General features: G+C 66.8%; 12 protein-coding genes and 1 tRNA gene. 10 read left to right on the top strand and 3 right to left on the bottom strand.

Annotated elements, in window-relative coordinates; all coding sequences use genetic code 11:
* The 7 genes from ACH4DZ_RS16700 (at nt 1) to ACH4DZ_RS16730 (ending at nt 7075) form a co-directional block, all read left to right on the top strand.
* A complete protein-coding gene (locus ACH4DZ_RS16700; RefSeq protein WP_398287849.1) occupies nt 1-432 on the top strand; it encodes a hypothetical protein in 432 nt (143 codons plus the stop codon).
* Nucleotides 429-1133, top strand: a complete 705-nt coding sequence (locus ACH4DZ_RS16705) for a Tat pathway signal sequence domain protein (RefSeq protein WP_398287850.1) — start codon at nt 429-431, stop codon at nt 1131-1133. Before ACH4DZ_RS16700 ends, ACH4DZ_RS16705 begins: the two co-directional genes overlap by 4 nt.
* 211 nt (nt 1134-1344) lie before the next feature.
* The gene (locus ACH4DZ_RS16710; RefSeq protein WP_398288300.1) at nt 1345-2577 is read left to right on the top strand and encodes a branched-chain amino acid ABC transporter substrate-binding protein; all 1233 of its coding nucleotides are present in this window, start codon (nt 1345-1347) and stop codon (nt 2575-2577) included.
* A gap of 112 nt (nt 2578-2689) precedes the next feature.
* The gene (locus ACH4DZ_RS16715) at nt 2690-3622 is read left to right on the top strand and encodes a branched-chain amino acid ABC transporter permease (RefSeq protein WP_398287851.1); all 933 of its coding nucleotides are present in this window, start codon (nt 2690-2692) and stop codon (nt 3620-3622) included.
* A gap of 5 nt (nt 3623-3627) precedes the next feature.
* Nucleotides 3628-5457, top strand: a complete 1830-nt coding sequence (locus tag ACH4DZ_RS16720) for a branched-chain amino acid ABC transporter permease (RefSeq protein ID WP_398287852.1) — start codon at nt 3628-3630, stop codon at nt 5455-5457.
* A gap of 5 nt (nt 5458-5462) precedes the next feature.
* Nucleotides 5463-6362 (top strand): ABC transporter ATP-binding protein, encoded by a 900-nt coding sequence (locus tag ACH4DZ_RS16725; RefSeq protein ID WP_398287853.1) that lies wholly within the window; start codon nt 5463-5465, stop codon nt 6360-6362.
* On the top strand, nt 6359-7075 hold the full coding sequence (locus ACH4DZ_RS16730) for an ABC transporter ATP-binding protein (RefSeq protein WP_398287854.1): 717 nt from the start codon (nt 6359-6361) through the stop codon (nt 7073-7075). Before ACH4DZ_RS16725 ends, ACH4DZ_RS16730 begins: the two co-directional genes overlap by 4 nt.
* Nucleotides 7076-7185: 110 nt before the next feature.
* Here the strand turns inward: ACH4DZ_RS16730 and ACH4DZ_RS16735 are convergent, their stop codons facing one another.
* Nucleotides 7186-7854, bottom strand: a complete 669-nt coding sequence (locus ACH4DZ_RS16735) for an ANTAR domain-containing response regulator (protein ID WP_210883590.1) — start codon at nt 7852-7854, stop codon at nt 7186-7188.
* 98 nt (nt 7855-7952) lie between these two features.
* Between ACH4DZ_RS16735 and ACH4DZ_RS16740 the strand changes: the two genes are divergently transcribed.
* A tRNA-Leu gene (locus ACH4DZ_RS16740) sits at nt 7953-8027 on the top strand.
* Nucleotides 8028-8133: 106 nt separating this feature from the next.
* A complete protein-coding gene (locus tag ACH4DZ_RS16745) occupies nt 8134-8922 on the top strand; it encodes a helix-turn-helix domain-containing protein (protein WP_398287855.1) in 789 nt (262 codons plus the stop codon).
* Nucleotides 8923-8932: 10 nt separating this feature from the next.
* On the opposite strand, the gene pyk is transcribed toward ACH4DZ_RS16745, so the two are convergent.
* Both pyk and ACH4DZ_RS16755 read right to left on the bottom strand, forming a co-directional pair.
* The gene (pyk, locus tag ACH4DZ_RS16750) at nt 8933-10369 is read right to left on the bottom strand and encodes a pyruvate kinase (protein ID WP_398287856.1); all 1437 of its coding nucleotides are present in this window, start codon (nt 10367-10369) and stop codon (nt 8933-8935) included.
* A 143-nt stretch (nt 10370-10512) separates the two neighbouring features.
* Nucleotides 10513-11241, bottom strand: coding sequence for an SIMPL domain-containing protein (locus ACH4DZ_RS16755; RefSeq protein ID WP_398287858.1), 729 nt, complete (start codon nt 11239-11241; stop codon nt 10513-10515).
* A gap of 183 nt (nt 11242-11424) precedes the next feature.
* Between ACH4DZ_RS16755 and ACH4DZ_RS16760 the strand changes: the two genes are divergently transcribed.
* Nucleotides 11425-13233: a bifunctional metallophosphatase/5'-nucleotidase gene (locus ACH4DZ_RS16760; RefSeq protein ID WP_398287860.1), complete on the top strand. Its 1809-nt coding sequence runs from the start codon at nt 11425-11427 to the stop codon at nt 13231-13233.
* The last annotated feature ends 51 nt before the right edge of the window (nt 13234-13284 follow it).

Consider the following 13284-nt stretch of genomic DNA (forward strand, 5'->3'; position numbering starts at 1 on the left):
ATGGGAACGGGCGGGGCCCCCTGGCGGGGGCCGGTGCTCGGACTGGCGCTGCTGACCGGCGCCCTGACCGCCGGCGCGACCGGGTGCGGCGAGTCCGGCACACAGAGCGGCACGACCGGCGCGCCGGAGGTCACGCGCACGGACCCCGGCACGCGGTCGTCGCCCCCGGCGGCCCCGCCCGAGGACCTGTGCGCGCGCCTCGTCGCCCACTGGTCGCACAAGGTCCTGGACGGCGACACCTACGGGGACTACCAGTCGATGGGCCTGTCCGACCGGCAGTACGAGATCCTGTTGGACATCGTGGACGCCGCCCGGGCCGAGAAGAGGCGCGAGGGCGCACAGGCGGCAGGAGAACTGATCGACCGCACCGCGCGCGAGCGCTGTCAGGAGCGGTACCGCAGCGGCAACCCGACGGAAGGGCCCTGGAGTTGAGTGGCGTCGGCCCGGTCGAACCGGGCGAGGGAACACGCGCGTGGGACGACCTCGAACCTCCCCCGCCGACCGGCCAGGAGCAGCCCCAGGGGCACCCGGCGGCTCTCTACTACGCCCGCCACCGCCGCGCCGTCCTCGCGTCCGCGGCGGCCACCGTCCTGCTCGCGGGCGGCGGCTACCTCTACGCCACCCGGCCGCAGCCACCGCCGCCCGCCGTCGGGCCGTATCCGTCCCAGGTCGTCGACGTCACCTACCTGGGCGCGGAGGGATCGCCCGGGAACGCGCCGACGGGCAGTTTCACCTTCGCGGTCCGGGTCACCGCGCTGTCCGGCCCCACCATCACCATCGTGGAGATCTCCCAGCCCTACGCCGGGCTCCATCTGACATCGGTCCCCCGGACACCGTTCCGGACAAGGGCGGGTTTCGGCCACAAGATCGTTGTCACTATGAATGTCACGGAATGCGCGAATACGCCGAGGAACGCCGGACTTCCTTTCCTGGACGTAACTCTGCGTAATGCGCGCGCAATAGAAGACCACAGTTACATCCTGGGCGAGCGTTATGCGCACGACCTGTCCGAAGCACTGCAAGTAGCCTGCAGCAACGACCTGCCGTCACGAGCAAAACGTGAGAACGCTGCTGAAAACACCGCCGCACGATCTGCGGGTTCTCACAATGTGGACCGGACGAATCGGCTGTAATTCCACCGATCCACCCACCGAGTACCGCTCTGCATTACCTCGTGTCATAACAAGAGCGTCACAGCATTCGTCAGACTCTCCTCCCCGTTCCCCCCACCCGCTTAGAGTCACGGCCAGTCACCGCGCCATCGGATTCGAAGAATTTTCGGCCCAGCGCTCGACTCGGCCCGTTCCACGAGGAACGGCCGTGCCAGGGAAAGGACTGCTGATCGTGCGTCAACGTTCGCTCATCGCCATCACCGCCGCGCTGGCGGCGGGAGCACTCACCCTCACCGCCTGTGGCTCGCGCGACGACGACGGCGGCTCGGACTCCGGCAGCGACGGCACCACTGTCGTCATCGGCGTCGACGCCCCGCTCACCGGCGACCTCTCCGCGCTGGGTCTCGGAATCAAGAACTCCGTGGACCTCGCCGCCAAGACGGCCAACAAGGAAAAGACCGTCGAAGGCGTCACCTTCAAGGTCGAAGCCCTCGACGACCAGGCGCAGCCCTCCTCGGGCCAGCAGAACGCCACCAAGTTCGTCGCCGACAAGGACGTCCTCGGCGTCGTCGGACCGCTGAACTCCTCGGTCGCCGAGTCCATGCAGAAGGTCTTCGACGACGCCAAGCTCGTCGAGGTCTCCCCCGCCAACACCGGCCCCACCCTCACCCAGGGCCCCGACTGGCAGAGCGGCAAGAAGGCCCGCACGTACAAGTCGTACTTCCGCACCGCGACCACGGACGCCATCCAGGGCCCGTTCGCCGCGCAGTACGTCTACAACGACGCCAAGAAGAAGAAGGTCTTCGTCATCGACGACAAGAAGACCTACGGCGCCGGTCTGGCCGCCACCTTCACCGACGAGTTCAAGAAGCTCGGCGGCAAGGTGGTCGGAACCCAGCACATCGACCCTGACTCCAAGGACTTCTCCGCCGTCGCCACCCAGGTGAAGAGCTCCGGCGCCGACGTCGTCTACTACGGCGGCGAGTACCCGCAGGCCGGCCCGCTCAGCAAGCAGATCAAGGCTGCCGGCGCCAACATCCCGCTGGTCGGCGGCGACGGCATCAAGGACGACACCTTCATCAGGCTGGCCGGCGCCAAGAGCACCGGTGACCTCTCCACCTCGGTCGGCGCCCCGGTCGAGGACCTGCCCTCCGCCAAGGAGTTCGTCGCCAACTACAAGGCCGGAGGCTACAAGGAGGACTACGCCGCGTACGGCGGCTACTCCTACGACTCCGGTTGGGCGATCATCCAGGCCGTGAAGAAGGTCGTCGAGGACAACGACGGCAAGCTCCCGGACGACGCCCGCGCCAAGGTCACCGAGGCCATGCAGAACGTCACCTTCGACGGCGTGACCGGCAAGGTGGGCTTCGACGAGTACGGCGACGCCATCAACAAGCAGCTCACCGTCTACTCGGTCGAGGGCGGCGCCTGGAAGCCGGTGAAGTCCGGCACCTACACCGGCTGACCCACACCCGCACCACCACTTGAGCCGCGCGGGGCGCTGCAGGACAAGCGCCCCGCGCGGACCCACATCCGGTCACATCCCTCGACTATCCGAACGTCTCGGAGGACATGCGGTGAACGAACTGCCGCAGCAGCTGGTCAACGGCCTGCTACTGGGATCCATGTACGGGCTGGTCGCCATCGGCTACACGATGGTCTATGGCATCGTCCAGCTCATCAACTTCGCCCACGGCGAGATCTTCATGACCGGCGCCTTCGGCGCGCTCACGGTCTACCTGTACGTACTGCCCGACGGCAGCACCATGTGGATCGCGCTGCCGCTGATGCTCGTCGGTGCCGTACTCGTCGCCGTCACCGTCGCCGTAGGAGCGGAACGGTTCGCCTACCGCCCGCTGCGCACCGCGCCACGCCTCGCCCCGCTCATCACCGCCATCGGCCTCTCCCTCGCCCTCCAGCAGGCCGTGTGGGCGTGGTACCCCGACGCGAAGCAGTCCATCAACTTCCCCGAGATCGAGGGCGGCCCCTTCAAGATCGGTGACGTCACCATCCAGACCGGCGACGTCTTCCTCCTCATCGCCGCCCCCATCAGCATGGCGATCCTCGCCTTCTTCGTGATGAAGACCCGCACCGGCCGCGGCATGCAGGCCACCGCGCAGGACCCGGACACCGCCAAGCTCATGGGCATCAACACCGACCGCATCATCGTGGTCGCCTTCGCCCTCGGCGCGGCGTTCGCCGCTGTCGGAGGCGTCGCCTACGGCCTCAAATACGGCGAGATCAACTTCCGTATGGGCTTCATCCTCGGCCTCAAGGCCTTCACCGCGGCCGTCCTCGGCGGCATCGGCAACATCTACGGAGCCATGATCGGCGGCCTCGTCCTCGGCCTCGCCGAAACCCTCGCCACCGCCTACATCGCCGACGTCCCCGGCATGGAACAGCTCGGCGGCCAGTCCTGGGCCAACGTCTGGGCCTTCGTACTCCTCATCCTCGTGCTCCTCTTCAGGCCACAGGGCCTGCTCGGCGAGCGCGTCGCGGACAGGGCGTGACACCGATGACCACACAGACCAACACGCCCGAGACACCCGCCACCAAGCCCCACGGCGGAACGACCGGACTCATCGGCATCCCGCCCCACATCGGACGCGCCCTCGCCACCGGCGGCGGCGTCCTCACCATCGTCTCCACCTTCCTCGCCTGGACCTGGACCTCCGCCTTCCCCGGCGACCTCACCTTCTACGGCTACCCCGGCGGCCTCCAGGTCCTCGTCCTCATCGGCGGCATCCTCACCACGCTCTTCGCCCTCGCCTCCTACGGCGTCAAGGGCCTGCGCTGGCTGACACCCGCCGGCGCCGACAGCGCCATCAAGCTCGCCGCACTCGCCGCGTTCGCCACCGCCTGGTACACGATCCTCGCGATCAGCTCCGAACTCGGCGGCCTCGCCAACCTCGAACCCGGCGGCTGGGTCGCGGCCACGGCCACCCTCGTGGCCCTCCTCGGCGCACTCTCCCTGCCCTTCGAACGGCCGGAGCCCGACCCCTTCGACCCCGAAGACACCGCCTGGGAGCAGTTCCGCCACAAAGCGCGGCACAACCGCACCGTCGTCAAGGCCGCCTTCGCCTCCGGCACCACCAAGGCCCCGGCCCGCGAACTCCCCGCGTACGCCGAGATCCTGATCATCATCGCCGCACTCGGCCTCGGCCTGATCGTCTTCACCTACGGCATCGGCACCGAGTACGACGAGCAGTTCATCGGCTTCCTCATCACCGCCGGCTTCGGCTTCGCCGCCGCGGCCAAGGCCGGACTCGTCAACCGGGTCTCCGCACTCACCGGCAAGCACCGCAACGTCACCATGCTCGGCGCGTTCGTCGCAGCCGCCGCATTCCCCTTCACCCAGTCCGACGACCAGTACGCGACCATCGGCGTCTACATCCTCATCTTCGCCACCGTCGCCCTCGGCCTCAACATCGTCGTCGGCCTCGCCGGACTCCTCGACCTCGGATACGTCGCCTTCCTCGGCGTCGGCGCCTACACCGCGGCCATGGTCTCCGGCTCCCCCTCCTCACCCTTCGACATCCACCTGCCGTTCTGGGCCGCCGCCCTCCTCGGCGCAGCCGTCGCCATGGTCTTCGGCGTCCTCATCGGCGCCCCCACCCTGCGACTGCGCGGCGACTACCTCGCCATCGTCACCCTCGGATTCGGTGAGATCTTCCGCATCGGCGTCCTCAACATGGACGGCACCAGCGGACCCGACATCACCAACGGCTCCAACGGCATCTCGTCGATCCCGAACCTCAACATCCTCGGATTCGACTTCGGCCAGGAACACAGCATCGCCGGCTTCACCATCGCGCGATTCGCCAACTACTTCTTCCTGATGCTCCTCATCACGCTGATCGTCGTGGTCGTCTTCCGCCGCAGCGGAGACTCCCGCATCGGCCGCGCCTGGGTCGCCATCCGCGAGGACGAGACAGCCGCACTCGCCATGGGCATCAACGGCTTCCGCGTCAAGCTCATCGCCTTCGCACTCGGCGCCGCCCTCGCCGGCCTCGCCGGATCCGTCCAGGCCCACGTCACCTACACCGTGACACCCGAGCAGTACCAGTTCGCCCACGTCGTCCCGCCCAACTCGGCCTTCCTCCTCGCAGCGGTCGTCCTCGGCGGCATGGGCACCATCAGCGGCCCCCTCGTCGGCGCCGCACTGCTCTACATCATCCCCGCCAAGCTCCAGTTCCTCGGCGACTACCAGCTCCTCGCCTTCGGCCTCGCGCTCGTCCTGCTGATGCGCTTCCGACCGGAAGGCCTCATCCCCAACCGGCGGCGCCAGCTCGAATTCCACGAGGAAGCGGAAGCGCCCACAGTCCTCAGCAAGGCAGGGGCCTGACCACGATGACAACCGACACCACCACCAAGGACACCGCCCCGGGCGCCAACGCCCCCGGCGAAACCGTCCTCGACGCACGCGGCGTCACCATGCGCTTCGGCGGCCTCACCGCCGTGAAAAACGTCGACCTCACCGTCAACAGCGGAGAAATCGTCGGACTCATCGGCCCCAACGGCGCCGGCAAGACGACCTTCTTCAACTGCCTCACCGGCCTCTACATCCCCACCGAGGGCGAGGTCCGCTACAAAGGCAAGATCCTCCCCTCCCAATCCTTCAAAGTCACCGCCGCCGGCGTCGCCCGCACCTTCCAGAACATCCGGCTCTTCGCCAACATGACCGTCCTGGAAAACGTCCTCGTCGGCCGCCACACCCGCACAAAAGAAGGCCTCTGGTCCGCACTCCTGCGCGGCCCCGGCTTCAAGAAAGCCGAAAAAGCCTCCGAAGAACGCGCCATGGAACTCCTGGAGTTCATCGGCCTCGCCGCCAAACGCGACCACCTCGCAAGAAACCTCCCCTACGGCGAACAGCGCAAGCTCGAAATCGCCCGCGCCCTCGCCAGCGAACCCGGCCTCCTGCTCCTCGACGAGCCCACCGCCGGAATGAACCCCCAGGAAACCCGCGCGACCGAAGAACTCGTCTTCGCCATCCGCGACATGGGCATCGCCGTACTCGTCATCGAGCACGACATGCGCTTCATCTTCAACCTCTGCGACCGCGTCGCCGTCCTCGTCCAAGGCGAGAAACTCGTCGAAGGCGACAGCGCCACCGTCCAGGGAGACGAACGCGTCGTCGCCGCCTACCTCGGCGAACCCTACGAAGACGCACCCGGCCAAGCCGAAGTCGCGGAGGTCGAAGCGGCCGAAGCACAGGCCGACGCCGCGCCCCGCAAGGAGACCGACCGATGACCGCACTCCTCGAAGTCGAAGACCTCCGGGTCGCCTACGGCAAGATCGAAGCCGTCAAGGGCATCTCCTTCAAGGTCGACGCCGGCCAGGTCGTCACCCTCATCGGCACCAACGGCGCCGGCAAGACCACCACCCTGCGCACCCTCTCCGGCCTCCTCAAGCCCATCGGCGGCCAGATCAAGTTCCAGGGCAAGTCGCTCAAGAAGACCCCGGCCCACCAGATCGTCTCCCTCGGACTCGCACACTCCCCCGAGGGGCGGCACATCTTCCCCCGCATGACGATCGAGGACAACCTCCGCCTCGGCGCCTTCCTGCGCAACGACAAGGCAGGCATCGAAAAGGACATCCAGCGCGCCTACGACCTCTTCGCCATCCTCGGAGAACGCCGCAAGCAGGCCGCCGGCACCCTCTCCGGAGGCGAACAGCAGATGCTCGCCATGGGCCGCGCCCTGATGTCCCAGCCGAAGCTACTCATGCTCGACGAACCCTCCATGGGCCTCTCGCCGATCATGATGCAGAAGATCATGGCCACCATCAAGGAACTCAAGTCCCAGGGCACGACGATCCTCCTCGTCGAGCAGAACGCCCAGGCGGCGCTCTCCCTCGCCGACCACGGACACGTCATGGAAGTCGGCTCCATCGTGCTCTCCGGCACCGGCCGCGACCTCCTCACCGACGAATCCGTCCGCAAGGCGTACCTCGGCGAGGACTGAGGTCCACGCCTGCCGTACGACTGAGGCCCGCACCCGTGAATCCGGGGTGCGGGCCTCAGCCGTACGTTGTCGTACAGGGGCGTGCAGGCACGTACAAGAACGCTCGCCGCTCAGCCCTTCGCGGCCTTCTTGTCGGCCTTCTTCTCGTCGGCGTCCAGGATGACCGCCTCGGCGACCTGCTGCATCGACATACGACGGTCCATCGACGTCTTCTGGATCCACCGGAACGCCGCCGGCTCGGTGAGGCCGTACTCCGTCTGCAGCACCGACTTCGCACGGTCGACCAGCTTCCGCGTCTCCAGACGCTGGGTGAGATCCTCGATCTCCTTCTCCAGCGCCTTCAGCTCCGTGAACCGCGAGACGGCCATCTCGATGGCCGGGACGACGTCACTCTTGCTGAACGGCTTCACGAGGTACGCCATCGCGCCGGCGTCCCTCGCCCGCTCGACGAGATCGCGCTGAGAGAACGCGGTCAGCATCAGCACGGGGGCGATGGACTCCTCCGCGATCTTCTCGGCGGCGGAGATCCCATCGAGCTTCGGCATCTTCACATCGAGAATGACCAGGTCAGGGCGGTGCTCCCGGGCGAGCTCGACGGCTTCCTCACCGTCACCGGCCTCGCCGACGACCGAGTACCCCTCTTCTTCGAGCATCTCCTTGAGGTCGAGACGGATCAGCGCCTCGTCCTCGGCGATGACGACACGGGTCGTCAGCGGAGGCACGTGCGACTTGTCGTCGTCGGGCGCGTCTACGGGCTGGGGCGACTCGGGGGCGGTCACGGGGGCTCCTCTTTATGGGGCAGGTACTGCTCCCAAGAGCCTACCTAGCTGCGGTAAGGTAGTGGGCCGAGGGGTGGTCGCAACCCTTCCTTTCCAAGGCCCCAGTACTCCAACCGGTTAGAGAGGCCGCTCTCAAACAGCGGACAGTGTGGGTTCGAATCCCACCTGGGGCACTTTTCCTTTGATTCCAAGGTCAGCACAGCAAAGCGGATGTTCCCGTTCTCGTGAACATCCGCTTTTCGCTGCGCACAGTCGCGATCAGTGACACAGGGTGTTCGCATGAACTTCCACGGCACAGAGGTGCGACAAAAAGCGCTCACGCTCCTGCGGAACGGCGCGAGCAACGCGGACGTGGCACGGACGTTCAACGTCCCGCCCGGCACGATCAGCTACTGGAAGCATCTCCACAGAGCGAAACGCGGCGAATGCCCAGGGAAACACGACCCGAAGTGCCCGCGATGCGACGGCCGGGAGCTGGACGGGGCCGCGTACAGCTACCTGCTCGGCCTGTATCTGGGCGATGGCCACATCAGCCACTACTCCGAGCACCGCGTGCCCAATCTCATGATCACCTGCGGCGAGTCGTGGCCAGGACTCATGGACGACTGCGAGCAGGCCATGCGCACGGTGTTCCCCGACAACTCGGTCTGCCGCGTCCGCAAGATCGGGTGCCGCAACGTGAAGGTCTACTCGAAGCACCTGCCCTGCCTCTTCCCCCAGCACGGCCCCGGCAAGAAGCACGACCGCCTGATCGCCCTCGAACCCTGGCAGCGGGACATCGTCGACGCCCACCCGTGGGAGTTCATCCGGGGGCTCATCCACTCCGACGGGTGCCGGATCATCAACTGGACGACCCGAATCGTGGCCGGTGAGCGCAAGCGCTATGAGTACCCCCGGTACTTCTTCACCAACGTCTCCGACGACATCCGGCAGCTCTATACCGACACACTCGACAAGCTGGGCGTCGAGTGGACGCACTGCACCCGCCAGGGCAACCTGTACAACATCTCCGTCGCCCGCCGCGCATCCGTCGCTCTCATGGACATCCACGTAGGGGCCAAATACTGAACCCGGCCCCCTACTTCGGGCTGTCGTCCTCTCCGATGTGGTGGACTCGGACCAGGTTCGTGGAGCCTGAGACTCCGGGGGGTGAGCCGGCCGTGATGACGACGATGTCGCCCTTCTGGCAGCGGCCGTGCCGCAACAGGAGTTCGTCGACCTGGTCGACCATCGCGTCCGTCGAGTCGACGTGTGGGCCGAGCAGTGTCTCGACGCCCCACGTGAGATTCAGTTGCGAGCGCGTCGCCTGGTCCGGGGTGAAGGCCAGGAGCGGGATCGGCGAACGGTAGCGGGACAGACGGCGGACCGTGTCGCCGGACTGGGTGAAGGCGACCAGGAACTTCGCGCCCAGGAAGTCGCCCATCTCGGCGGCGGCCCGGGCGACCGCGCCGCCCTGGGTGCGCGGCTTGTTCCGGTCCGTCAGCGGCGGGAGGCCCGTGGCCAGGATGTCCTCCTCCGCCGCCTCCACGATGCGGGCCATCGTGGCGACCGTTTCGACGGGGTACTTGCCGACGCTGGTCTCGCCGGACAGCATCACCGCGTCCGTGCCGTCGATGACGGCGTTGGCCACGTCCGAGGCCTCGGCACGCGTCGGGCGGGAGTTCTCGATCATCGAGTCGAGCATCTGGGTGGCGACGATGACCGGCTTGGCATTGCGCTTGGCCAGTTTGATCGCGCGCTTCTGGACGATCGGGACCTGTTCGAGGGGCATCTCGACGCCGAGGTCGCCCCGGGCGACCATGATGCCGTCGAAGGCGGCCACGATGTCGTCGATGTTCTCGACGGCCTGGGGCTTCTCGACCTTGGCGATCACGGGAAGGCGGCGGCCCTCCTCGTCCATGATGCGGTGGACGTCCTCGATGTCGCGTCCGCTGCGGACGAAGGAGAGGGCGATGACGTCGCAGCCGGTGCGCAGGGCCCAGCGGAGGTCGTTCTCGTCCTTGTCGGAGAGGGCGGGGACGGAGACGGCGACGCCGGGGAGGTTGAGGCCCTTGTTGTCGGAGACCATGCCGCCTTCGACGACGGTGGTGTGGACGCGGGGTCCGTCGACGGAGGTGACTTCGAGGCAGACCTTGCCGTCGTCGACGAGGATGCGTTCGCCGGTGGTGACGTCAGCGGCGAGTCCGGCGTACGTGGTCCCGCAGGTCTGGCGGTCGCCCTTCGCGCCCTCTTCCACCGTGATGGTGAAGGTGTCGCCGCGTTCGAGGAGTACGGGGCCTTCGGTGAAGCGGCCGAGTCGGATCTTGGGGCCCTGGAGGTCGGCGAGGATTCCGACGCTGCGGCCGGTCTCGTCGGAGGCCTTGCGCACGCGCTGGTAGCGCTCCTCGTGGTCGGCGTAGCCGCCGTGGCTGAGGTTGAAGCGGGCTACGTCCATTCCGGCTTCGACCAGTGCTTTGATCTGGTCGTAGGAGTCGGTGGCGGGGCCCAATGTACAGACGATTTTCGCTCGGCGCATGGTATGAGCCTAGGGCTTACCAGTGGGTAGGGAATTGGCGCCGCATGACTGCTCAACAACCTTTGCGTGAAGGGATATTGACAAGGGTTGGATTGTGCGCGGGGGTGCTCCGATGAGCACTTCCAAAGGCGGTCGGCGGGTTTTTACAGCGCTGGTGGTGACATGGTGAAGCGGGCGTTGACCTGTGCGTACACGTGTTGTCTTTCGGGTTCGAGGTCGAGGGCGGGGGCCTGTTCGGCGGCGGCGTCGAAGCCTTTGGAGCGCATGGCGAACTGGGGGGCTGCCATGGCGTAGGGCTGGGCGTTCTCGGCTTCGATGTCGGCGAGTTCGACGAGGGCGGCGAGGGTGGTGCCGAGGGCTTCGGCGTATTCGCGGGCTCGTTGGACCGCTTCGCGTACCGCTTGTTGTCTGGCCTGGTGGTGGGCGGGTGAGTCGGGGCGCAGGGCCCACCAGGGGCCTTCGATGCTGGTGAGGTCGAGGTCGGCGAGGCGGGTGGTGAGTTCGCCGAGGGCGGTGAAGTCGGTGAGTTCGGCGGTGATGTGGACGCGGCCGTGGTAGGCGCGGACGCGTTCGCCGCGGCCGTGTCTGGTGAGTTCGGGGGTGATGGAGAAGGCGCCGGTTTCGAGTTTCTCGACGGCGTCGCCGTAGGTCTTGACGAGGTCGAGGGCGGTGGTGTTGCGGCGGGTGAGGTCGTTCAGGGCGTCTGCGCGGTCGGTGCCGCGGGCGCTGACGGTGATGCCGATGCGGGCTATCTCGGGGTCGACTTCGAGGTGGGCTTCGCCGCGGACGGCGATGCGGGGGGCCGCGGGGGTGCCGTAGGGGGTGGCGGGGGCGGGGTGCTCGGGAGCGGGGTGTTCGGGGGCGGCAGTCATACGTCCCACTCTGTCACCGGTGGGTCGGCCGTGGTGCCTGCCGGTCATCGAATCGAAACCTGCGGGGGGTGTTGCCGTGTGGCGCGCTCGGGTCAGAATCTACGCGCGTTGTTGAGTTGCGGATCGAGAGCCGCCTCGACATCTACGCGCGTCGTTGATCGTTCCTCCGAGGAGTAGCCCGTCATGCCGTTGAACCGCCGGAAGTTCCTGAAGAAGTCCGCTGTGACCGGGGCCGGGGTCGCTCTGGCCGGTGCGGCCGCGGCGCCGAGCGCCGAGGCCACGGTGGCGACGGGGCACGGGAAGCCGAAGCCGAAGCGGTACTCGCTGACGGTGATGGGGACGACGGATCTGCACGGTCATGTCTTCAACTGGGACTACTTCAAGGACGCGGAGTACAAGGACGCGGCGGGCAACGCGCAGGGTCTGGCGCGTATCTCGACGCTGGTGAACGCGGTGCGCAAGGAGAAGGGCCGTGGGAACACGCTGCTTCTGGATGCCGGTGACACGATTCAGGGCACGCCGCTGACGTACTACTACGCGAAGGTGGACCCGATCACCGCCAAGGGCGGGCCGGTGCACCCGATGGCGCAGGCGATGAACGCGATCGGTTATGACGCGGTGGCGCTGGGAAACCACGAGTTCAACTACGGCATCGAGACGCTGCGGAAGTTCGAGGAGCAGTGCCGTTTCCCGCTGCTGGGTGCGAACGCGCTGGACGCGAAGACGCTGAAGCCGGCTTTCCCTCCGTACTTCATGAAGAAGTTCCATGTGAAGGGTGCTCCGCCGGTCAAGGTCGCGGTTCTGGGTCTGACGAATCCGGGGATCGCGATCTGGGACAAGGCGTATGTCCAGGGGAAGCTGGTGTTCCCGGGGCTTGAGGAGCAGGCGGCGAAGTGGGTGCCGAAGCTGCGGTCGATGGGTGCGGACGTGGTCGTCGTGTCCGCGCACAGCGGTTCCTCCGGTACGTCGTCGTACGGTGACCAGTTGCCGTACGTGGAGAATTCGGCGGCTCTGGTGGCGCAGCAGGTGCCGGGGATCGACGCGATTCTGGTCGGGCACGCGCATGTGGAGATTCCCGAGCTGAAGGTGACGAACACGAAGTCGGGGAAGACGGTCGTGCTGTCGGAGCCGTTGGCGTATGCGGAGCGGTTGTCGCTGTTCGACTTCGAGCTGGTTTTCGAGAAGGGCCGCTGGTCGGTCGAGTCGGTGGCGGCGTCGGTCCGTAACTCGAATGCGGTGGTGGACGATCCGCGGATCACGAAGCTGCTGAAGGACGAGCACGATGTGGTCGTGGCGTACGTCAACCAGGTGGTCGGGACGGCGACGGAGACGTTGACGACGGTGGAGGCGCGGTACAAGGACGCGCCGATCATCGACCTGATCACGAAGGTCCAGGAGGACGTGGTCAAGGCGGCGCTGGCGGGTACGGAGTACGCGTCGTTGCCGGTGCTGTCGCAGGCGTCGCCGTTCTCGCGGACGTCGGAGATTCCGGCGGGGGATGTGACGATCCGGGATCTGTCGAGTCTGTACGTGTATGACAACACGTTGGTCGCGAAGTTGCTGACGGGTGCGCAGGTGCGGGCGTATCTGGAGTTCTCGGCGGAGTATTTCGTGCAGACGGCGGCCGGTGCGGTGGTCGACGTCGAGAAGCTGACGAACGCGGGCAACCGGCCGGACTACAACTACGACTACGTGTCGGGGTTGTCGTACGACATCGACATCGCGCAGGCGGCGGGGTCGCGGATCAAGAATCTTTCCTTCGACGGTGCGGCGTTGGACGATGCGCAGCAGTTCGTGTTCGCGGTGAACAACTACCGGGCGAACGGTGGGGGTGCGTTCCCGTATGTGGCGTCGGCGAAGGAGTTGTGGGCGGAGTCGACGGAGATCCGTACGCGGATCGCGGAGTGGGTGACGGCGAAGGGTTCGCTGGACCCGAAGGAGTTCGCGTCGGTGGACTGGAAGCTGACGCGTGAGGGCACGCCGGTCTTCTAGGGGTTCCTTCGAGAGGTTCGGGGCCCAGGGGTCCGTGCGGGTGTTTTTCTG

Source organism: Streptomyces sp. NPDC017991 (assembly GCF_044328075.1).
GTDB lineage: Bacteria > Actinomycetota > Actinomycetes > Streptomycetales > Streptomycetaceae > Streptomyces.

Coding starts and splice junctions, on each gene's coding strand:
- ACH4DZ_RS16700 (WP_398287849.1), top strand. CDS start 1: ATGGGAACGGGCGGGGCCCCCTGGCGGGGGCCGGTGCTCGGACTGGCG.
- ACH4DZ_RS16725 (WP_398287853.1), top strand. CDS start 5,463: ATGACAACCGACACCACCACCAAGGACACCGCCCCGGGCGCCAACGCC.
- ACH4DZ_RS16730 (WP_398287854.1), top strand. CDS start 6,359: ATGACCGCACTCCTCGAAGTCGAAGACCTCCGGGTCGCCTACGGCAAG.
- ACH4DZ_RS16760 (WP_398287860.1), top strand. CDS start 11,425: ATGCCGTTGAACCGCCGGAAGTTCCTGAAGAAGTCCGCTGTGACCGGG.
- pyk (WP_398287856.1), bottom strand. CDS start 10,369: ATGCGCCGAGCGAAAATCGTCTGTACATTGGGCCCCGCCACCGACTCC.
- ACH4DZ_RS16720 (WP_398287852.1), top strand. CDS start 3,628: ATGACCACACAGACCAACACGCCCGAGACACCCGCCACCAAGCCCCAC.
- ACH4DZ_RS16745 (WP_398287855.1), top strand. CDS start 8,134: ATGAACTTCCACGGCACAGAGGTGCGACAAAAAGCGCTCACGCTCCTG.
- ACH4DZ_RS16755 (WP_398287858.1), bottom strand. CDS start 11,241: ATGACTGCCGCCCCCGAACACCCCGCTCCCGAGCACCCCGCCCCCGCC.